General features: G+C 59.6%; 21 protein-coding genes and 1 pseudogene. 13 read left to right on the top strand and 9 right to left on the bottom strand.

Annotated elements, in window-relative coordinates; genetic code table 11:
• Positions 1-129: 129 nt before the first annotated feature.
• A pseudogene (locus tag BHU62_RS25575) lies at positions 130-210 on the top strand (type II toxin-antitoxin system HicB family antitoxin); the annotation flags it as partial.
• Positions 211-247: 37 nt separating this feature from the next.
• Here the strand turns inward: BHU62_RS25575 and tcyN are convergent.
• The 7 genes from tcyN to BHU62_RS09905 all read right to left on the bottom strand — a co-directional run bounded on the left by tcyN (position 248) and on the right by BHU62_RS09905 (position 6,221).
• A complete protein-coding gene (gene tcyN / locus BHU62_RS09935; RefSeq protein WP_073531857.1) occupies positions 248-1,000 on the bottom strand; it encodes an L-cystine ABC transporter ATP-binding protein TcyN in 753 nt (250 codons plus the stop codon).
• Positions 1,001-1,003: 3 nt separating this feature from the next.
• Positions 1,004-1,666, bottom strand: a complete 663-nt coding sequence (tcyL, locus tag BHU62_RS09930) for a cystine ABC transporter permease (RefSeq protein WP_033643498.1) — start codon at positions 1,664-1,666, stop codon at positions 1,004-1,006.
• Positions 1,666-2,466: a cystine ABC transporter substrate-binding protein gene (tcyJ, locus tag BHU62_RS09925; protein WP_073531856.1), complete on the bottom strand. Its 801-nt coding sequence runs from the start codon at positions 2,464-2,466 to the stop codon at positions 1,666-1,668. The genes tcyL and tcyJ overlap by 1 nt, the downstream gene beginning before the upstream one ends.
• 115 nt (positions 2,467-2,581) lie before the next feature.
• Entirely contained in the window at positions 2,582-3,574 is a 993-nt protein-coding gene (locus tag BHU62_RS09920; RefSeq protein WP_073531855.1) for a D-cysteine desulfhydrase, read from the bottom strand.
• 122 nt (positions 3,575-3,696) lie between these two features.
• On the bottom strand, positions 3,697-4,206 hold the full coding sequence (gene fliZ, locus BHU62_RS09915; RefSeq protein ID WP_073531854.1) for a flagella biosynthesis regulatory protein FliZ: 510 nt from the start codon (positions 4,204-4,206) through the stop codon (positions 3,697-3,699).
• A 55-nt stretch (positions 4,207-4,261) separates the two neighbouring features.
• Positions 4,262-4,984: an RNA polymerase sigma factor FliA gene (locus BHU62_RS09910; RefSeq protein WP_004934752.1), complete on the bottom strand. Its 723-nt coding sequence runs from the start codon at positions 4,982-4,984 to the stop codon at positions 4,262-4,264.
• Positions 4,985-5,165: 181 nt separating this feature from the next.
• On the bottom strand, positions 5,166-6,221 hold the full coding sequence (locus BHU62_RS09905; RefSeq protein ID WP_073531853.1) for a flagellin: 1,056 nt from the start codon (positions 6,219-6,221) through the stop codon (positions 5,166-5,168).
• 280 nt (positions 6,222-6,501) lie between these two features.
• On the opposite strand from BHU62_RS09905, the gene fliD reads away from it, so the two are divergent.
• The 4 genes from fliD (at position 6,502) to BHU62_RS09880 (ending at position 9,884) form a co-directional block, all read left to right on the top strand.
• Positions 6,502-7,902: a flagellar filament capping protein FliD gene (gene fliD, locus BHU62_RS09895; protein ID WP_073531852.1), complete on the top strand. Its 1,401-nt coding sequence runs from the start codon at positions 6,502-6,504 to the stop codon at positions 7,900-7,902.
• Positions 7,903-7,927: 25 nt separating this feature from the next.
• Positions 7,928-8,338, top strand: coding sequence for a flagellar export chaperone FliS (fliS, locus tag BHU62_RS09890; RefSeq protein WP_038876901.1), 411 nt, complete (start codon positions 7,928-7,930; stop codon positions 8,336-8,338).
• Positions 8,338-8,706 carry a flagella biosynthesis regulatory protein FliT gene (fliT, locus tag BHU62_RS09885; protein ID WP_073531851.1) on the top strand — a complete coding sequence of 123 codons (369 nt, stop codon included), beginning with the start codon at positions 8,338-8,340 and terminating at the stop codon, positions 8,704-8,706. Before fliS ends, fliT begins: the two co-directional genes overlap by 1 nt.
• Before the next feature lie 308 nt (positions 8,707-9,014).
• On the top strand, positions 9,015-9,884 hold the full coding sequence (locus BHU62_RS09880; protein WP_073531850.1) for a helix-turn-helix transcriptional regulator: 870 nt from the start codon (positions 9,015-9,017) through the stop codon (positions 9,882-9,884).
• Between the two features lie 488 nt (positions 9,885-10,372).
• Here the strand turns inward: BHU62_RS09880 and BHU62_RS09875 are convergent, their stop codons facing one another.
• Positions 10,373-11,296, bottom strand: a complete 924-nt coding sequence (locus BHU62_RS09875; RefSeq protein WP_073531849.1) for a LysR family transcriptional regulator — start codon at positions 11,294-11,296, stop codon at positions 10,373-10,375.
• 127 nt (positions 11,297-11,423) lie between these two features.
• Here BHU62_RS09875 and BHU62_RS09870 point away from each other — a divergent pair, with 127 nt between their 5' ends.
• Entirely contained in the window at positions 11,424-12,023 is a 600-nt protein-coding gene (locus tag BHU62_RS09870; RefSeq protein WP_073531848.1) for an FMN-dependent NADH-azoreductase, read from the top strand.
• 118 nt (positions 12,024-12,141) lie between these two features.
• Here the strand turns inward: BHU62_RS09870 and fliE are convergent, their stop codons facing one another.
• A complete protein-coding gene (gene fliE / locus BHU62_RS09865; protein WP_073531964.1) occupies positions 12,142-12,456 on the bottom strand; it encodes a flagellar hook-basal body complex protein FliE in 315 nt (104 codons plus the stop codon).
• A gap of 314 nt (positions 12,457-12,770) precedes the next feature.
• Between fliE and fliF the strand changes: the two genes are divergently transcribed.
• From fliF to fliL, 7 genes are all read left to right on the top strand, one after another.
• Positions 12,771-14,477, top strand: a complete 1,707-nt coding sequence (gene fliF, locus BHU62_RS09860; protein WP_073531847.1) for a flagellar basal-body MS-ring/collar protein FliF — start codon at positions 12,771-12,773, stop codon at positions 14,475-14,477.
• Complete coding sequence (fliG, locus tag BHU62_RS09855) at positions 14,474-15,466, top strand: flagellar motor switch protein FliG (protein WP_073531846.1); 993 nt, start codon at positions 14,474-14,476, stop codon at positions 15,464-15,466. The genes fliF and fliG overlap by 4 nt, the downstream gene beginning before the upstream one ends.
• Positions 15,459-16,163 carry a flagellar assembly protein FliH gene (gene fliH, locus BHU62_RS09850; RefSeq protein WP_073531845.1) on the top strand — a complete coding sequence of 235 codons (705 nt, stop codon included), beginning with the start codon at positions 15,459-15,461 and terminating at the stop codon, positions 16,161-16,163. The genes fliG and fliH overlap by 8 nt, the downstream gene beginning before the upstream one ends.
• A complete protein-coding gene (gene fliI / locus BHU62_RS09845) occupies positions 16,163-17,524 on the top strand; it encodes a flagellar protein export ATPase FliI (RefSeq protein WP_073531844.1) in 1,362 nt (453 codons plus the stop codon). The genes fliH and fliI overlap by 1 nt, the downstream gene beginning before the upstream one ends.
• Positions 17,525-17,545: 21 nt before the next feature.
• A complete protein-coding gene (gene fliJ, locus BHU62_RS09840) occupies positions 17,546-17,992 on the top strand; it encodes a flagellar export protein FliJ (protein ID WP_073531843.1) in 447 nt (148 codons plus the stop codon).
• On the top strand, positions 17,989-19,209 hold the full coding sequence (locus BHU62_RS09835; protein ID WP_073531842.1) for a flagellar hook-length control protein FliK: 1,221 nt from the start codon (positions 17,989-17,991) through the stop codon (positions 19,207-19,209). The genes fliJ and BHU62_RS09835 overlap by 4 nt, the downstream gene beginning before the upstream one ends.
• Positions 19,210-19,374: 165 nt before the next feature.
• Positions 19,375-19,860 (top strand): flagellar basal body-associated protein FliL, encoded by a 486-nt coding sequence (gene fliL, locus BHU62_RS09830; protein ID WP_073531841.1) that lies wholly within the window; start codon positions 19,375-19,377, stop codon positions 19,858-19,860.
• Positions 19,861-19,864 lie beyond the last annotated feature (4 nt).

Raw genomic sequence — 19,864 nt, 5'->3', positions numbered from 1 at the left:
TTGCCCGCAGCCCGGTCAACCGTTAGCGTCTTGTTATCCTTGCATGAGGATGTGGTGCCTCATGGGCGATAACAACAGGGTGAGCTCAGAACGGATGAGTCTGCTTGCAAGCCGCGGCAGAACGCTACGAGTCGCATTGACTCTCGGGTTCGGCAACATCCGGGATACGGCAGCCGCAGCGAGTTTCTCGCCGCCGCTGCGCGAAATGAATGGTCGAACGCGGTCGGGGGAAATGCCCCCCGCCGCCTTATTGATTCAGGAACTTGTCGAGGAATTGCTGGGTGCGCTGGTGCTGCGGATTGGCGAACAGCGCTTTGGCCGGGCCCTGTTCGACGATACGACCGTGGTCCATAAAGATAACGCGGTCGGCCACGTCGCGGGCGAAGCTCATCTCATGGGTGACAATCACCATGGTGCGTTTCTCTTCCGCCAGTGAGCGCATGGTATTGAGCACTTCCCCCACCAGCTCGGGATCGAGCGCCGACGTCGGCTCATCGAACAAGATCACCTCCGGCTGCATCGCCAGCGCGCGTGCGATCGCCACCCGCTGCTGTTGCCCGCCGGACAGCCGCCGCGGATAAGCCTGCTCTTTGCCGCTCAGCCCCACTTTCGCCAGCAACGCGCGAGCGCGCTGCTCGGCGCTGGCTTTCGCCTCGCCCTTGACGATCACCGGCCCTTCGATGATGTTTTCCAACACCGAACGGTGCGGGAACAGGTTGAAGTTCTGGAACACGAAACCGACCTGCTGACGCAGCGCCCGCACCTGATTTTTTTGTTTGCTCAGCGGTTTGCCGCCGTCGATCAGGATATCGCCGACGCGAATGGTGCCGGAATCCGGCTCCTCCAGCAGGTTGATGCAGCGCAACAAGGTGGTTTTCCCCGAACCGCTCGGCCCGATGATCGCCACCACTTCGCCGGCGTCCACCGCCAGATCGATCCCATGCAGCACCGTCTGACCCTTGAACTGCTTGGTCAATTGTTTAACTTCGATGGCACTCATGCGCTACTCCTGATCCTGGCGATTAACGTGGGCTTCCAGACGGTTTTGCAGCGCGGAAAGCAGAGTCGCCATCACCCAATAAATCAGCGATGCCGCCAAGTACATGGTGAACACTTCCAGCGTGCGCGAGGTGATCAGCTGCGCCTGACGGAACAGTTCCGGCACCTGAATGGTGGCTGCCAGCGAGGTGTCTTTCACCAGGCCGATAAAGCTGTTGCCCAGCGGCGGCAAGGCAGTGCGCGCCGCCTGCGGCAGGATCACCCGGCGCAGGGTTTGCCAACGGGTCATGCCGATGCTGGCGGCGGCCTCCCACTGCCCTTTGTCGATCGACGAAATCGCCGCGCGCAGCGTTTCCGAGGTATAGGCGGCGGTATTGAGCGACAGGCCGATCAGCGCCGCCGGAAAGGGATCGAACTCGACGCCGAACTGCGGCAGGCCGTAATAGATCATAAACAACTGGGCGATCAACGGCGTGCCGCGGAACAGCGACACATAGATGCGCGACAGCCACGACAGTGGCCAAAGCGGCGAAAGGCGCATCAGCGCCAGCAGAAAACCGAGCAGCAGGCCGAACGCCATGCCGCCCAGACTGAGCTGGAGCGTCAGTATCGCGCCCTTCAATAAAAATGGCGCTGAATCCAGCGCCAGTTGAATACTTTCGTGCATTATTTAGTTACGTCCGCGCCAAACCATTTCTCGGAGATCTTCGCCATCGTGCCGTCTTTTTGCATGTCGGCGATCGCCTGGTCAATTGCGGCCAGCAGCTCCGGGTTGCTCTTGCGCAGCGCCACGCCGGACTCCTGGCGAGAGAACGCCGGGCCGGCCACCGCCAGCGTATCGCCGGTTTTCTTCACCAGATCCAGCGCCGCCAGGCGATCCACCAGAATGGCGTTGATGCGACCGACGCGCAGATCCTGATACTTGGTCGGATCGTCGTCGTAAGTGCGCACATCTACGCCCTGCACGTTCGCACGCAGCCATTGCTCATAGTTGGTACCGAGGCCAACGCCGACCTTCTTGCCCTTCAGATCGTCCGGCTTGGTGATGGTGCCTTCGTTCCCCTTCTTCACCAGCGCCTGAATGCCGGAAACGGTGTAAGGGGTGGAGAAGTCATATTTCTTCTGACGCTCGGGAGAGATGGTCACCTGGTTGATCACCACGTCGATGCGTTTCGACTCCAGCGAGGCCAACATACCGTCCCACTTGGTCGGGTTCAGCTTGGCTTTCACGCCCAGATGTTCCGCCAACGCGTTGGCGAAATCCACTTCGAAACCGGTCAGCTTGCCGTCTTCACCCTGGAAGCTGAACGGCGGATAAGTGCCTTCCAGACCGACGATCAGCGTGCCACGCTGTTTCACCTGCTGCAGCAGATTGTCGGCGGCATAGGTTTGGGTCGTCAAACCGGCGGCCAACGCGACACCCACCACGCCCAACAGCCATTGACGACGAACTTTTGCAAATATCATAAACACCCCTGTGTGTTGTTTATCTTTTTTGATATCAGCACTTTAACAGTGCGACCGCCCGCATAAAGGAATATAACTTTATAAATATAGTTCAAAATGGAATAACAAGCGGTGTTTACACCTGCGGATGGTAGGCGAACAGCGCCGGCGCGCCGCCGGTGTGAACGAACAGAATGGGGCCATCATCGCGGAAACGCCGCTGGGCGATGCCGTCGATCAAACCGGCCATCGCCTTGCCGGTGTACACCGGATCCAGCAACACGCCCTCTTGCTGCGCCAGCAGCTGCACCGCCGCCATGCCTTCTTCGTTCGGCATGCCGTACTGCGGCGCGAAGTAATCGTCCCACAACGCGATCGGCGCCAGCTCATCGATATTCAGCGAACAAGCCAATGCTTTCTGGATCTGCTCCACCTTCGGCAGCTGATCGATCACGGTGCGCGAGACCGTCACGCCGATCAGTTCGCTTTCCGGCAACAGCTGTTGCAGGCCCACCGCCAGCCCGGCGTGGGTACCGGCGCTGCCGGAAGCCACCACCACGGAGCTGAATGCCACGTTGCTGCGTTGGCTCTGCTCGGCGATTTCCAATGCGCACTGCACATACCCCAGCGCGCCCAGCGCATTGGAGCCGCCTACCGGCACCACGTAAGGCCGAAAGCCCTGCGCCTCAAGGCGCGTCGCCAGTTCCGCCAGCTGCTGCTGCGGATCGTGCAGCGCTTCGCACATCACCACTTCGGCGTTGAACAGGCCGAGCAGCAGGCGATTGCCGTTGGTCAGGTAGTTTTCTGCGCGGGTGTCGATCGGGTTTTCCAACAGCGCGACGCAGTGCAGGCCCAATTTCGCCGCCACCGCCGCCGTCTGGCGCACGTGGTTGGATTGAATGGCGCCGGCGGTCACCAGCGTATCTGCGCCCTGCCGCAGCGCATCTGCGGCCAGAAACTCCAGCTTTCTCAGTTTGTTGCCGCCCATCGCGACAGGTGTGACATCGTCACGTTTAAGGTAAATTTCGCGGCCGAGGTAATCGGAAAGACGGGACAGTTTTTCGAGCGGTGTGGCAGAGCCAACCAAATCCAGGCGCGGGAATTGCGCCAGTTGCTGTTGCAGGTTCACTACTTCCCCCAGGGAATCGAGTATCAACGTCTGATAAGCGATAGATTTATCAGATGTGAACCGAATAATCATCCTTTATCGCGGGGGAATCACAGACCCCGACCGGCTGGCCGGGGAAGACCTCAGTAGCTGCGTTGCCAGGCGAGGTATTGGTCGTATTTACGCAGCGCAATGCGATAGTTGTTGTGCCCCGCGGTAGGCAGATCGTCGATGATGCGCTGATGGCTGGCGCTGTTGGCGAACTTGTCCGCCGGGTAGTTGCGCGCCACCAGCATTTCGTCCAACCGGCGCAGCCGCACCACGTACTCGCGGATGGTGCTGTGGCTCATCTCGGTCTGTTCGAACAGGTACTGTTTGAACGCCATAATGTCGAAATAGCTCGGGTGGCTGTTGCAGGAGATTTCGCTGCAAAAACGGCACAGCGCGGTCAGCTCGTGCTGCACGTTTTGCCAGACCGCGTCGTCGATCGGCTGATCCATCCGCGCGATGGCTTCTTTATTGATGATCTTGCCGCGAAACACCAGCGCCATGCGGTCCAACAGTTTGCCGCACTGGGAGCAATGGGTCTGGCTGTGCTTGTAGTCTTTCAGGTAACGGCTAAGCGGCCGTTTTTTCAACAGTAATCCTGGCATAAAGGGCAGTCCGATTGTCGCATGAGTCATCGAGTTGAGAGGCGGCGGGCCGCCGTCAGGTGTCGTTCGCCAGCCGCGCACGCAGCCGTTTGATCGCCTGACTGTGCAGCTGGCTGACGCGGGATTCCCCAACGTCCAGCACGGCGCCGATCTCCTTCAGATTCAACTCTTCCTGGTAATACAACGTCAGCACCATTTTCTCGCGCTCCGGCAACGCCTCGATGGCGTCGATCACTCGCTGGCGCAGGCTGCCTTCCAACAGGTGATGCAGCGGATTGGCCTCTTCATGCCCTTCCAGCATCGGTTCCGCGTTCTCGCCATGCTCCTCGCGCCATTCGTCGTAGGAGAAAAGCTGGCTGTTATTGGTGTCCAACAGAATTTGACGGTACTCATCCAGAGAGATATTCAGCGTCTGCGCCACTTCCGTCTCGCTCGCCGGACGGCCATAACGCTGTTCCAGTTGCCGCATTACCTGCGCGACCTCGCGCGCATGGCGCCGCACGCTGCGCGGCACCCAGTCACGGCTGCGCAGCTCGTCGAGCATTGCGCCGCGAATGCGTTGCACCGCATAGGTGGTAAAGGCGGTTCCCTGTAAGGCGTCATAACGCTCAACGGCGTTCAATAGCCCGATTCCCCCGGCCTGCAGCAAGTCGTCGAGCTCCACGCTGGCGGGCAGCCTGACCTGCAGGCGCAACGCCTCGTGGCGCACTAACGGGACGTAGCGCAGCCAGAGAGAATTTTTGTCCATCACGCCTTCGGCGGTATACAGATCGCTCACTATGTCTTAAACCTGCGGATAAGAGAGTCAGCGCTATTATGCGTAGGGGGCGGAATGCCAATCGGCTGAACAGTCGCACAAAACGGGCTTTATTTGCGCCATGTAATAACCGCGCGATGCGCGAGCATAAAAAAACCCCGCCGAAGCGGGGTTTCATGCGACAGTTAATCGGGAGAGACGATTAACGCAGCAGGGACAGTACGTTCTGAGTAGACTGGTTAGCCTGTGCCAGAACAGAGGTGCCAGCCTGTTGCAGGATGTTGGCACGGCTCATGTTGGACACTTCGGTCGCGTAGTCAGCATCCTGGATACGAGACTGAGAAGCAGCCAGGTTGTTAACGGTGCTGTTCAGGTTGTTGATAACAGAATCGAAACGGTTCTGTACCGCACCCAGGGAAGAACGCAGGCCGTCAACCTGTGCCAGCGCTTTGTCCAGGGTATCCAGTGGGCTCTTAACGCCAGCGTCTGTACCGGAGTCAGTCACTTTACCGTCATCTGCAACAGCTGCTTTGGTGTAAGAAGTTGCACCAGTCGCTGCATCTTTAGTCGCGATGAAGTAAGCAGCTTTGCCGTTTGCATCAGTACCGGAAACCAAAGTTTTGCCTGCAGCCAGACCAGTTACATCAGCGTCTGCCTGTTTAGTCGGATCGCTATCAACGTTAATCTTGGTGCCAGCAGTAATTTCAGCGCCAGCTTTTGCAGATTTAGTTGTAACGTCGAAGGTATCCAGACCCAGTTGCTTAGCGTCGATTTTTTTCAGATCGATATCGATGGTTTCACCGTCGTTAGCGCCAACCTGGATGGTCAGTTTCTGATCGCTGCTCAGCACTTTCACGCCGTTGAAGTCAGTCTGCTCGGAGATGCGGTTGATTTCAGCCAGACGCTGAGTAACTTCGTCCTGGATGGATTTCAGGTCGCTGGTAGAGTTGGAGCCGTTCAGAGCCTGTGCGGTCAGACGACGGATGTTCTGCAGGTTGTCGTTAACTTCGTTCAGTGCGCCTTCAGTGGTCTGCGCCAGAGAGATACCGTCGTTGGCGTTGCGAGAAGCCTGAGTCAGACCTTTGATGTTAGCGGTGAAACGGTTGGAGATCGCCTGACCCGCAGCGTCGTCTTTAGCGCTGTTGATACGCAGACCGGAAGACAGACGCTCAATCGCAGTGCCCAAAGAAGACTGAGATTTGTTCAGGTTGTTCTGCGCCATCAGAGACAGGCTGTTAGTGTTGATTACTTGTGCCATTGTTTGCTTTCCTTACGAGTCAGTTGCGTTCTTCGCAACACAGTTAAAAGGTTCGGGCTTGTTTGCCCACGGCGTCAACCACCGTCCCCTCAGGTATCGGCCCTCCCCTAACAACCTTTAGAAATTTTTTAATTTTTTTGCGTCTGCGGCAATGGCGGAAATAACGCGTTTTTTCCCTCTTCTATTGCGCCATCGGTTTTTTGTTTTTTTCGGTAAACTTTTTCTTCACTGAGCCGATAACGCGTAAAGCGAATAAAGTCATTATCAAGGAGAATTACCAATGGCAACGATCAGTTCATTAGGTCTCGGCTCAGGACTCGACCTCAACGGCTTGCTGGACAAGCTGACTAAAGCGGAACAACAGCGCCTGACCCCTTACACCACCAAGCAATCCAGCTATAACGCCCAGTTGACCGGTTACGGCACGCTGAAAGGCGCACTGGAAAAATTCGACAATATCAGTAAAGAGATGGCGAAAGAGGACGTCTTCAAGGCCACCATCGCCACCGAACACAACGCCTTCAAGATCACCACCAACGCCAAGGCGGTGCCGGGCAACTACGTGGTAGAAGTGAAGGAGCTGGCGCAGGCGCAAACCCTGACCACCCAGGCGCCCATCAGCGAGCAGACCGCTAAATTAGGCACCGACGGCGCCACCGACCGTACCCTGACCATCACCGCCGGCAATCCGCCGAAAGAGACCAAGATCCCGCTCAGCGACGATCAAACCTCATTGGTGGAACTGCGCGACGCCATCAACGGCGCCAAGGCCGGCGTGAACGCCAGCATCATGCGCGTCGGCGACAACGATTATCAGCTGGCGATCAGCTCCTCTTCCACCGGCGAGAACAACAAGATTACCCTCCAGGTCGACAATGACGACAAACTGGGCGATATCCTGAACTACAGCGCCACACGCGGCACCACTACCGCCATGAAACAAACGGTAGAGCCGAAAGATGCGGAACTGGTGGTGAACGGCACGGACATTAAACGCAGCACCAACTCGATCAGCGATGCCTTGCAGGGCGTCACCATCGATCTGAAAACCAAAACCAAACCTGATGAAAAGCAAAACCTGGTAATCAGCACCAACACCGCCGGCACCACCGACAAGATCAAAGAGTGGGTCGACAGCTATAACTCGCTGCTGGACACCTTCAATTCGCTGACCAAGTACACCCCGGTCAAGAGCGGCGAAAAACCAAACGCCAGCAACGGCCCGCTGCTGGGCGACAATACCCTGCGCGGCATCCAGTCCTCGATCAAAAGCGCCCTGAGCGCCGTACAGGACAACCCAGAGTTGAAAGGCCTGGGCAACCTGGGCATCTCCACCAACACCAAAACCGGCAAACTGGAAATCGACAGCGCCAAGTTGAAAAAAGCGATGGATGAGAAACCGGATCAGGTCAGCAACTTCTTCGTCGGCAACGGCAAAGATACCGGCATGGCCACCGAGATCCACAACGAGATCCAGAGCTACATCAAATCCGGCGGCATCATCGAGAACTCGACCAAGAGCATCAACACCAACCTCGATCGCCTGAACAGCCAGATCACCACGGTCACGGCCAGCATTCAGAGCACCATCGATCGCTACAAGCAGCAGTTCGTTCAACTGGACACCATGATGTCGAAAATGAACGGCACCAGTAACTATTTGACCCAACAGTTCAAATAACCCCTTAACCAGGTAAAGAAACAACATGTATAACAGAAGCGGCACTCAGGCCTATGCACAGGTCAGTCTGGAAAGCGGCGCCATGAGCGCCAGCCCGCACCAGTTAATCGTGATGTTGTTCGACGGGGCGCTCAGCGCCCTGCTTCGCGCACGCATCCTGATGAACCAGGGCGATATCGCCGGCAAAGGCCTGGCGCTGTCCAAAGCCATCAACATCATCGATAACGGCCTGAAAGGCGGTCTCGATCCTCAGCAGGGCGGCGAGATCGCCGAAAACCTGGCGGCGTTGTACGACTATATGAAGCGTCGGTTGATGCAGGCCAACCTGCACAACGACGAAGCGGCCATCGCCGAAGTGGTCAAACTGCTGGAAAACATCGCCGACGCCTGGCGCCAGATCGGCCCCAACTACCAACCTTCGCAGGACGCCGTGTAATGGAACGTCAACAGCAGCTATTAGCCGCCTATCAAAAAATTTACGCCCTGAGCAGCCAGATGATCGCGCTGGCGCAGACCGGGCGCTGGGAAGAGCTGGTCGAGCTCGAATTCGCCTACGTAACGGCGGTGGAAAAAACCGCCGCTTTTACCGGCCAGGCCGGCCCGTCGATGGCGCTACAGGAAATGTTGCGCAATAAGCTACAGCAGATCCTCGACAACGAAACCGAACTCAAGCGCCTGCTGCAACAGCGCATGGATGAGCTGAGAGAACTGATCGAACAGTCAACGCGCCAAAACGTCGTCAACACGACCTACGGCCAGTTTCACGATCGCGCGCTGCTGTTGGGGGAACCACAGGTCCGATAAGTTCGACAATAACGGCAAAAATGGATTAAATAGCACTATGCGCTATTACCCCCGGGTTACGTTAGGATATTAATCTATGCCATTTGAATTATTCAGCTTATGGGTAATTGGTAAAATGCGCGTTTCGAGCCTCGCTCTCACTTTAATGGATAAACATCATCCCGACACGGACGTTTTCTGTTCAGCAGGAAATTGATTTTTGATAGATAAAACACGCAGCTGTGTTTCACGGCTCATGGAAAAATGTTGCTCCGACGCCCATCAAAGCGTAAAGATATTCTCAGATAATGGCTGCGAAATGAATATCGATGGAACGTACAATTAATCTCTGTCCTGGAATTGGCGCCTCAGCGCACATCATTCAGCATACTGAATTATTATTCCCTTCAGTCTATTTTGAGCAACCACATCTGTATCTGGTACAACAAGGCCATAAGCGCGTGCGCTGGCAACAACGCGAAGTGGTGGCTCATCCCGGCGAGCTGTTGATTATCGACGGCGGTCAAACGGTGGATATTATTAACGGCCCATCCGCAGAAGGTGTTTTCAGCTGCCAGTTGCTGACTTGCGATCCGCTGTTGCTCACTATCCAGCCCCCGGCGGAAGCATCGCCGGCGCCGATGCCGTTCGACGCCGTACTGGCACTGCGCAATCCTCCCTGCGCCCTGAAACACAGTTTTGAGACCACCAGCCTGGCGCTGGCGCTCCGGCAGCGTTTTCCCACCATCATCGTGCGGCACAAGATGCTGGAAATTCTGCTGTGGCTGGCGCAATTCGGCATTCGCTTCATTCACAATGAAGCGAAAGATCTGACGCAGCGCGTGCGCCGCTGTCTGGCGACCGATCCGCACAGCATCTGGACGGCAGCCAAGGTGGCGGAAAGCCTGTCGATGAGCGAAGTGATGTTGCGCCGTAAACTGTCGATGGAGAATACCGCGTTGCGCAACCTGATGATCGACGTGCGCATGAGCAGCGCGCTGGCCCTGCTGCAGTCGACCGACTGGCCGATCTCCGTTATCGCGCAGCATGTCGGCTATGAAAGCGCATCGCGTTTCGCCGAGCGTTTTCGCAAGCGCTTCGGTTTTGCCCCTACCGCCATTCGCGGTCACCAGAGGATCATGGAACCTGGCGGAGCACATCCCCAAGGGGTCGATGCGATGGCCGCCGGAGAGACATAAATAGACGCGCAACAAAATGGCTTTATTTAGCACAAGTCACTAACGGTTGTAACAAGTCTGCGATACGCTACGCAACATTCGTCCACCAAAGTTCGAATTAAACGATGCGTAATGAAAAGCGATTATTTTCTCTGGCAATAATGTTGTTGGGCCTGTGGCTGTTGGCATTGGTGTATGAAGAAGACATGATGCGCTTACTTACCGCGCAATAAAAACGGCCAGGCTTTTTGGTGCCTGGTCCGATCTCAATCCAGTCTTACCAGAACGCTAATTAATGCGGCTAACACCGCCACCATTAAAATACTGATCAGACGCCATCGGGATTCACTTTTGCTGCTCATTGACCTACCTCTAATAATAACCTTACTAATAAGGCCATAATAAACGGTCGCCCGGTGGGTCAATATGTCTGACAGCACAGTTTTTCTCCCCTTATTCGGCAAATTGCGCGATGATTTCCTACTAATCACCAAGTACCGGCCTTGCTCCTATGGCATCACCGGCGTAACGAGCGCCAGCTTTCCCGGCAGCTCCGCCACCAGTTTATCCACCGCCAACCTCACCTTCAGCGGCTGGTACGGCATATAAGGCCAAACGGCGTTCACCGGGAAGCGGAGGCTGGAGTAACCTTGCATGACCTCCACCAACGTCCCCGCCGCCAGTCGTTCGCGCACCAGCCATTCCGGCAGCCAGGCGATGCCGGCGCCGCCAGACACGGCGTCGACGATCCCCTGCATGTCATCCATCATCATTTTGGCCGGCGGCCTGAACGGCTGTAGCTCACCGCCGGCATCACGAATCTGCCAGGGCAGCACGACGCCGGCGCGCAGATACCCCACCGCCTGATGTCGGCGCAACGCTTCCGGCGTTTTCGGTTCGCCGCAGCGCTGCACATAGTCAGGCGAGGCGCACAGGATCATGCCATGCTCGCCCAAACGCCGGGCAACCAGACTGCTGCTGTCCGCCAGTTCGCCGATACGCACCGCCAGATCGAATCCCTCATCGATCAGGTCGGTCATGCGGTCGCTGAACGACATTTCCAGCGTCAGTAAAGGATGTTCATTCGCCAGCGCCGTCAGCAAGGGCGCAATGCACAGATGGCCGAACAACACCGGTACAGAGACCCTGAGCCGCCCGCTGACCCGCATTTTGCCGCTGTCCAACTGGTTTTCCGCCGCCTGAATGCTCGCCAGCGCCTGCCGGCAATGTTCATAGTACAGCGCCCCTTCATCCGTCAGGCTAAGGCTGCGCGTGGTGCGCATAAACAGCATCACGCCCAGCCGTTCCTCCAGGCGCGACACGATTTTGCTGATCGCTGAGCGCGTCAGATGCAACTTTTCTGCGGCGGCGGCGAAGCTGCCCCCTTCCGCCACGGCGACGAAGGCCGGCAGCGCGCTGAGATCGCTTTTCATCGTAACGGTTCCATTTTGGAATCAATAAAGTGAAAACCTATCACCACTGATGAATATCAGGCAATGATAACCTGCAGTCATCCCGGAGTCCCGGCGAAAACCACAGCTTGCATCAGAGGAAAACATCATGAAAAACATATTGGTGCTCAAATCGAGCATTATGGGAAATGACTCGCAGACCAATAACCTGATCGATCGCTTTCTGGCGGCGCGTCGGGCCAAAGGGGAGGAAGACCGGATCGTCGAACACGATCTGACGGCGTTGGATCTGCCGGTTCTGGACGGCGAGTTGTTCAGCGCGCTGCGCGGCGCGGAAAACACCAGCCAACGCGGCAAAGCGACGGTAGCGCTCTCCGATCGACTGATTGCCGAGCTCAAAGGGAGCGATCTGCTGTTGATTGGCGCGCCGATGTACAACCTCAACGTGCCGACCCAGCTGAAAAACTGGTTCGATCTGGTGGCCCGCGCCCGAATGACGTTCAACTATACCGCCACCTATCCGGTCGGTCTGGTGGAGGGTGTCAACGCGGTGGTGTTCAGTTCACGCGGCGGCGTGCATGCCGGTCATCCGACCGATGCGGTAACGCCCTACCTGCGCTCGGTGCTGGGGCTGATGGGGATCAACGACGTGCAATTTATCTATGCTGAAGGGCTGGATATGAAACCGCACGGCCGCGACCGGGGATTGGCGAACGCCCATGAGCGGATCGCTGAACTGGCGAGCTGAGGCCCGCGCCGTTGCTGCTGTTACTGCTTGCCATCAGCCCTTGCGCCCTCCTGTTAGCCGTCGAAATCCGTCGCTTTTGGCGACGGACCCGTCTCTGAGCGGAGGCGCAGGCTGAACATTACACCGGCATATTCATGATGTCCTGGTATGCCGCCACCAGCTTGTTGCGCACCTGTACGCCCAGTTGCAACGACACCGACGATTTCTGCAGATCGACCATCACATCGTTCAGGCTGATGCCCAGCGCACCCAACTCGAAATCCTGCGCCTGTTTGCGCGCCGCCTGCTGGGTATCGCTGATCTTGCCGAGCGCCGCACTCAGTTCGCTGGCGAAGCTGGCGCCCTGCGGTGCCGCGTTTTGCCCCATCGCCCCGGCCTGAACCGCCATGGTCTGCATCTGCTGCAGTACCCCTTCAATGCCCTGAATCGCCATCTGATCCTCAATCATCTCGTCTCGCCGGGTGAAGACTCACCCTGCACTTCTCCAATGATGCACACCCTAGCACAGCGTTTTCAGACCTAAAGCGGTTAATTAACTGCAAAAAACCCGGCTTATCGGGCAATCAGAATCGTCTGATAAGGCGAATAATGGCCTGCCCAGAAATGGGAGCGCCGCTATTTAGAAGATATGTGTATCAGGGAGTCTGTTTTGTCACACAACGCTAACCATACCGTTCATCAGCCTGGCAGGGAGCTGCTCAGCGGCCCATACGGGATCGTGAGCGCCATTGAAGGACGCGACCTAAAATGAGTGCTTCGATAACCGCCGGCGAAAGCCGCGACAACGGCCTGCAGGCCGTCTGGAACCGTCTGCGCGCCAACCCGAAAATTCCGTTGCTGGTCGCCGCTTCCGCCGCGATCGCTATCGTCGTCGCGCTGCTGTTATGGGTGAAAAGTCCCGACTACCGCGTGCTGTACAGCAATCTGAACGACCGCGACGGTGGCGCCATCGTCACCCAGCTGACGCAGATGAATATCCCTTATCGCTTTGCCGAGAACGGCGCAGCGCTGCTGATCCCGGCGGAAAAGGTGCATGAAACGCGCCTGCGCCTGGCACAGCAAGGGTTGCCAAAAGGCGGCGCCGTCGGCTTCGAACTGCTGGATCAGGAAAAATTCGGCATCAGTCAGTTCAGCGAGCAAATCAACTATCAGCGCGCCCTCGAAGGCGAGCTGTCGCGTACTATCGAGTCGCTGGGGCCGGTGCAAAACGCCCGCGTTCACCTGGCACTGCCTAAGCCTTCGCTGTTCGTGCGCGAACAGAAATCCCCTTCCGCCTCGGTGACGCTGACCCTGCAACCCGGCCGCGCGCTGGACGACGGTCAGATCAACGCCATTGTCTATATGGTGTCGAGCAGCGTCGCCGGCCTGCCGCCGGGCAACGTGACCGTAGTCGATCAGGCCGGCCGCCTGCTGACCCAATCCGACGGCACCGGTCGCGATCTCAACGCCTCACAGTTGAAATACGCCAATGAAGTGGAGAACGGTTTCCAGCGCCGCATCGAGGCGATCCTCGCCCCGGTGGTCGGCAGCGCCAACGTGCGCGCGCAGGTGACGGCGCAGATCGACTTCGCAACCCGCGAACAGACTGACGAGCAATATCAGCCGAACCAACAGCCGGACAAGGCCGCCATCCGTTCCCAGCAAACCAGCCTGAGCGAGCAGATCGGCGGACAGCAGGTCGGCGGCGTGCCGGGCGCGCTGTCCAATCAGCCGAGCGCTCCGGCCACGGCGCCGATTGAAACCGCCAAGCCGGCCGCGGCGGCAGGCAGCAATGCCAATGCCAACGCGACTGCGCAAAACACCGCAACCACCCGCAGCGCGGCGGCCAGCGGCGTACCGCAGAACACCCGTCGCGACGCGACCACCAACTACGAGCTCGACCGCACCATTCGTCATACCCAGCAGAAAGCCGGGACCGTGCAGCGCCTGTCGGTCGCCGTGGTCGTCAACTACCTCGGCGTGGACAAAGACGGCAAGCCGCAGCCGATGAGCAAAGAGCAGCTGGCGCAGATCGAAGCACTGGTACGTGAAGCGATGGGCTACTCCAGCAGCCGTGGCGATACCCTGAACGTGGTCAACACGCCGTTTACCGACAGTCAGGTGACCGGTGGCGAACTGCCGTTCTGGCAAAGCCAGTCGTTTATCGATCGCCTGATCGACGCGGGCCGCTATCTGCTGGTGCTGCTGGTTGCCTGGCTGCTGTGGCGCAAACTGGTGCGGCCGCAGCTGCAACAGCGCCAGGCAGCGCAACAGGCCGCCATCGCCGCCGCCAACGCCCCTGCTGCCAAAGCGGTCGACAACAGCAAACCGAGTAACGAGGAGCTGGCGCAGCGCCGTAAATCGCAGCAGCGCGTCAGTGCAGAAGTCCAGAGCCAGCGGATCCGCGATCTGGCTGACAAAGACCCGCGCGTGGTCGCTCTGGTAATCCGCCAATGGATGAGTAACGAGATATGAGCCTGACCGGAACCGACAAAAGCGCCATCCTGCTGATGACGCTGGGTGAAGATCGCGCGGCGGAGGTGTTCAAACACCTCTCCTCGCGCGAAGTACAGCTGCTGAGCGGCACCATGGCCGGCATGAGCCAGGTTTCGCACAAACAGCTCGGCGACATACTGACCGAGTTTGAAGACGACGCCGAGCAATACGCGGCGCTGAGCGTCAACGCCAGCGATTATCTGCGTTCGGTGCTGGTCAAGGCGCTGGGTGAAGAGCGCGCCGCCAGCCTGCTGGAAGACATTCTCGAATCGCGCGAGACCACCACCGGCATGGAAACGCTCAACTTTATGGAACCGCAGAGCGCCGCCGATCTGATCCGCGACGAACACCCGCAGATCATCGCCACCATTTTGGTGCACCTCAAGCGCGGCCAGGCAGCGGATATCCTGGCCCTGTTCGACGAACGCCTGCGCAACGACGTGATGCTGCGTATCGCCACCTTCGGTGGTGTACAGCCGGCGGCGCTGGCGGAACTGACCGAAGTGCTGAACAACCTGCTCGACGGCCAGAACCTCAAGCGCAGCAAAATGGGCGGGGTGCGCACCGCTGCCGAGATCATCAACCTGATGAAAACCCAGCAGGAAGAAGCGGTCATCGACGCCATGCGCGAATACGACGGCGAGCTGGCGCAGAAGATCATCGACGAGATGTTCCTGTTCGAAAACCTGGTGGAGGTCGACGATCGCAGTATCCAACGCCTGCTGCAGGAAGTGGAAGGCGAGTCGCTGCTGATCGCGTTGAAAGGCGCCGAACAGCCGCTGCGCGAGAAGTTCCTCAAGAACATGTCGCAACGCGCCGCCGACATCCTGCGCGACGACCTGGCCAACCGTGGGCCGGTGCGTATGTCGCAGGTGGAAAACGAGCAGAAAGCCATTCTGCTGGTGGTAAGACGCCTGGCGGAAACCGGCGAAATGATCATCGGCGGCGGCGAGGACACCTATGTCTGATCGCATTAACACCCTGCCCTGGCAGCCTTGGTCGCTCAACGATTTGGGCGAACAGAAACCGGTGCTCGAACTGCCGCCGCTGCCGGATCTCGAGTTCGACGATCCGTCGCCGGACGCGCAGGCCGAATTGCAGCAGCAGCTGGCAACGCTGCGGCTGCAGGCGGAGCAACAGGGCCAGCAGTTGGGGTATGCCGACGGCCAGCAAAAAGGTTATGAGGCCGGTTTTCAGTCCGGTCTGGAGGAAGGCCGTCAGCAGGGGCTGCTGGAAGCGCAACAGCAACAGCAACCGCTGACCGCACATTGGCAACAGCTGGTGGCCGAGTTCCAGCACACGCTGGACGCACTCGACAGCGTGATCGCTTCCCGGCTGATGCAGCTGGCGCTGACCGCAGCCAAACAGGTGTTGGGCCAGCCGCCGGTGTGCGACGGCACTGCCCTGCTCGCGCAGATCCAACAGCTGATCCAGCAGGAACCGATGTTCAACGGCAAGCCGCAGCTGCGGGTACACCCGGACGACTACCCGCGCGTCGAGCAGCAGCTGGGGGTCACCCTCAGCCTGCACGGTTGGCGCCTGTTGGCGGACGGCGAACTGCATCCGGGCGGCTGCAAGGTCAGTGCCGAAGAAGGCGATCTCGACGCCAGTCTGGCGACGCGCTGGCATGAACTGTGCCGCCTGGCGGCACCGGGAGAAGTCTGATGACCGCGCGTCTCGGCCGCTGGCTGAGTTCTCTGGATACGCTGGAAAAGCGCATCGCCCGCGCGCCGTCGGTGCGCCGCTACGGTCGCCTGACCCGCGCCACCGGGCTGGTGCTGGAGGCCACCGGCCTGCAGCTGCCGCTCGGTGCCACCTGCCTGATCGAACGGCACGACGCCGGTGAGGTGCAGGAAGTGGAAAGCGAAGTGGTCGGCTTCAACGGCCAGCGGCTGTTTCTGATGCCGCTGGAAGAAGTGGAAGGCATCGTGCCGGGCGCGCGGGTGTATGCCCGCACCACGCCGGAAGGCCAAAGCGCCGGTAAACAGCTGCCGCTCGGCCCGGCGCTGCTGGGGCGCGTGCTGGACGGCAGCGCCAAACCGCTCGACGGCCTGCCTTCGCCGGAAACCGGCTACCGCGCGCCGCTGATCACCGCGCCATTCAACCCTTTGCAGCGCACGCCGATTGAACAGGTGCTGGACGTCGGTGTGCGCACCATCAACGGCCTGCTGACCGTCGGCCGTGGCCAACGCATGGGCCTGTTCGCCGGTTCCGGCGTCGGCAAAAGCGTCCTGCTCGGCATGATGGCACGCTATACCCAGGCGGATGTGATCGTCGTCGGTCTGATCGGCGAGCGTGGCCGCGAGGTCAAAGACTTCATCGAAAATATTCTCGGCGCCGAAGGCCGGGCACGTTCGGTGGTGATCGCCGCGCCGGCGGACGTGTCGCCGCTGCTGCGTATGCAGGGTGCAGCCTACGCCACCCGCATCGCCGAAGATTTCCGCGACCGCGGGCAGCACGTGTTGCTGATCATGGACTCCCTCACCCGCTACGCCATGGCGCAGCGTGAGATCGCGCTGGCCATCGGCGAACCGCCGGCTACCAAAGGTTATCCGCCTTCGGTCTTCGCCAAGCTGCCCGCGCTGGTGGAACGCGCAGGCAACGGCATCAGCGGCGGCGGTTCCATCACCGCCTTCTATACCGTGTTGACCGAAGGGGACGATCAGCAAGACCCGATCGCCGATTCTGCGCGCGCCATTCTCGACGGCCACGTGGTGCTGTCCCGACGCCTGGCGGAGGCCGGCCACTACCCGGCAATCGATATCGAGGCCTCGATCAGCCGCGCCATGACGTCACTGATCGACGAAGAACATTATCGCCGGGTGCGCACCTTCAAACAGATGCTGGCCAGCTATCAGCGCAACCGCGATCTGATCAGCGTCGGCGCCTATGCGGCAGGCAGCGACCCGCTGCTGGACAAGGCAATGACGCTGTATCCGCAAATGGAAGCTTACCTGCAGCAGGGTATCTTTGAACGCAGCGGCTACGATGAAGCCTGCCAACAGCTGCAGCAGTTGATTGTTTAACGTCACCAGAGGCTGAGAGCGATGAAATCACAGTCCCCCCTGATTACCCTGCGCGATCTGGCGCAGGATGCGGTGGAACAGGCCGCACAACAGCTGGGCCAGGTGCGACAGGCCCAGCAGGCGGCAGAGCAACAGCTTTCAATGTTGCTCAACTACCAGGACGAGTATCGCCAGAAGCTGAATCACACGCTCTGCGACGGCATGGACAGTTCACGCTGGCAAAACTACCAGCAGTTTATCGGCACATTGGAGCAGGCCATCGACCAGCACCGCCAACAGCTGCTGCAGTGGGGGCAGAAAGTGGATCATGCGGTGAAGCAATGGCAAGACAAACAACAGCGGCTGAACGCTTTCGAGACCCTGCATACCCGCGCGCTGAACGCGGAGCAATTGCAGGAGAACAAACGGGACCAAAAACTGATGGATGAGTTCGCTCAACGCAGTGCACAAAGGAATATCAACCCATGAATCTGAACGCCCTGCCGGGGCTGCCCCTGCCTGGCGACGCCGGTGGTTTGACCGAACTGTCGACGGCGCTGGATGAAAGCCAGCTGTCGTCCGCTTTCGCTCAACTGCTCGGCGCGCGTTTCGCACCCGCCGCCGATGGCAAACAGCCGCCGGCCATGCTGAGCGCGGACGATGAGGGCGCTCCAGCCCTGAGCCGCAACCAACTCAATCAACTGTTGGCCACCTTCGGCGAACGCGGCGGCCTGCTGCTGAGCCAAACGGCGCCGGCCGATGAACACCCGCTTGAGGGCGATACGCCCACCGCCGGGGACAAACCGGCGCAACCGCCGCTCGCCGCCGCCAAAGAGCTGGATGCCGCAACGCTGCAGGCGCTGTACGCCATGCTGCCGGCGGCGATCGTCGCTCAGGTGCAGCCGGTTGAGGGCCAACAGCCGCCGCTGGCGGCAACCGCCGACGATGCGGCAGCGCTGCAACCCGGCAACGGCCCGCTGAACATCGCGGCGGCCGGCGATAACACCGCCGCGCGCCCGTCGGCGTCCCCCTCCCCGACGGTAGCAAGCGCTAAAACACCGGCACCCGCCGACGGCGACAATGCCACAGCGACGCTCCCGCAGCCGACCGCTGGCGAACGCACCGCCACAGCACAGCCGCTGCCGGCGAGCGAAGTGCAGCAGCCGACGTTCAACCATGCCGTCGGACTGGCCGCCGCCAGCCCGACGCAGAGCGCCGCCCCCGCCAGCGCGCTGGTGACCGCGCCGCCTGCGCCGCAGTTAAACGCGCAGCTGGGCAGCCCGGAATGGCAGCAGGCGTTGAACCAACAAGTGCTGATGTTCCACCGCAACGGCCAGCAAAGCGCCGAGTTGCGCCTGCACCCGCAGGAGCTGGGCGCCTTGCAGATCACCCTGAAACTGGACGATCAGCAGGCGCAGCTGCACATCGCTTCCGCGCACGGCCAGGTGCGCGCGGCGGTGGAAGCGGCGATGCCGCAGCTGCGCCACGCGCTGGCGGAGAGCGGCATCAACCTGGGGCAGAGCAGTGTGGGCGGCGAGTCCACTCCGCAGTGGCAACAGGCGCAACAACAGGCCTCTAACGGCCAGGGCCGTTCCAGCTATGCGGAACATCACGGCGGCGACAACGCACCTGCCGACAGCGTCAGCGCGCCTGTGGCGCTGCAGCGCATGGCAAGCGCAGTCAACGGCGTCGATATTTTCGCCTGAGCCGCTGCAAACGCCCAAGCTGGCACGCATTATCGCGTTTATTCAGGCTATTGCGTGCCGCAATAGACGCGATAATACCTTTACATGTCATGCGTGCGGCTTCGCCGCGCGCCATGCTCGCCGCCTCGCAAGCGGCGGGTGGAACAACAGGAATTAGATTTGGCTATGTCTCAGAACACCCTTCCGGCAGCACCGAAACGCCCCCTTCTGGTCATCCTGCTGGTGTTGATCAGCGTCGTCGCCTGTGGCGCCGCGGGCTACAGCTGGTGGCTGCTGCAACAGCATAAAAACGGCGCCGAACCGGCCGCCGCCAAGGCGCAACCGCCGGCCGCACCGGTGTTCATGCCGCTCGACACCTTTACCGTCAACCTGGTGACGCCGGACAACAACCCGGATCGCGTGCTGTACGTCGGCCTCACGCTGCGTCTGCCGGACGAAAGTACCCGCCGTCAGCTGAACGATTTTCTGCCGGAGGTACGCAGCCGTCTGCTGATGCTGCTTTCCCGTCAGGAAGCGGGTCAGCTGGCCAATGAACAAGGGAAGCAACAGTTGGTGGCGCAGATTAAGGACGTGCTCAGCCCGCCGCTGGTTAAGGGACAACCGAAGCAGGTGGTCAGCGATGTGCTGTTCACCGCCTTCATACTGCGGTAATCAC

The sequence above is a fragment of the Serratia marcescens genome (assembly GCF_001902635.1).
GTDB classification, from domain to species: Bacteria; Pseudomonadota; Gammaproteobacteria; order Enterobacterales; family Enterobacteriaceae; genus Serratia; species Serratia marcescens_F.
Note: the sequence above shows the minus strand (reverse complement) of the source record. Positions and strands in the feature narration are given on the sequence as shown.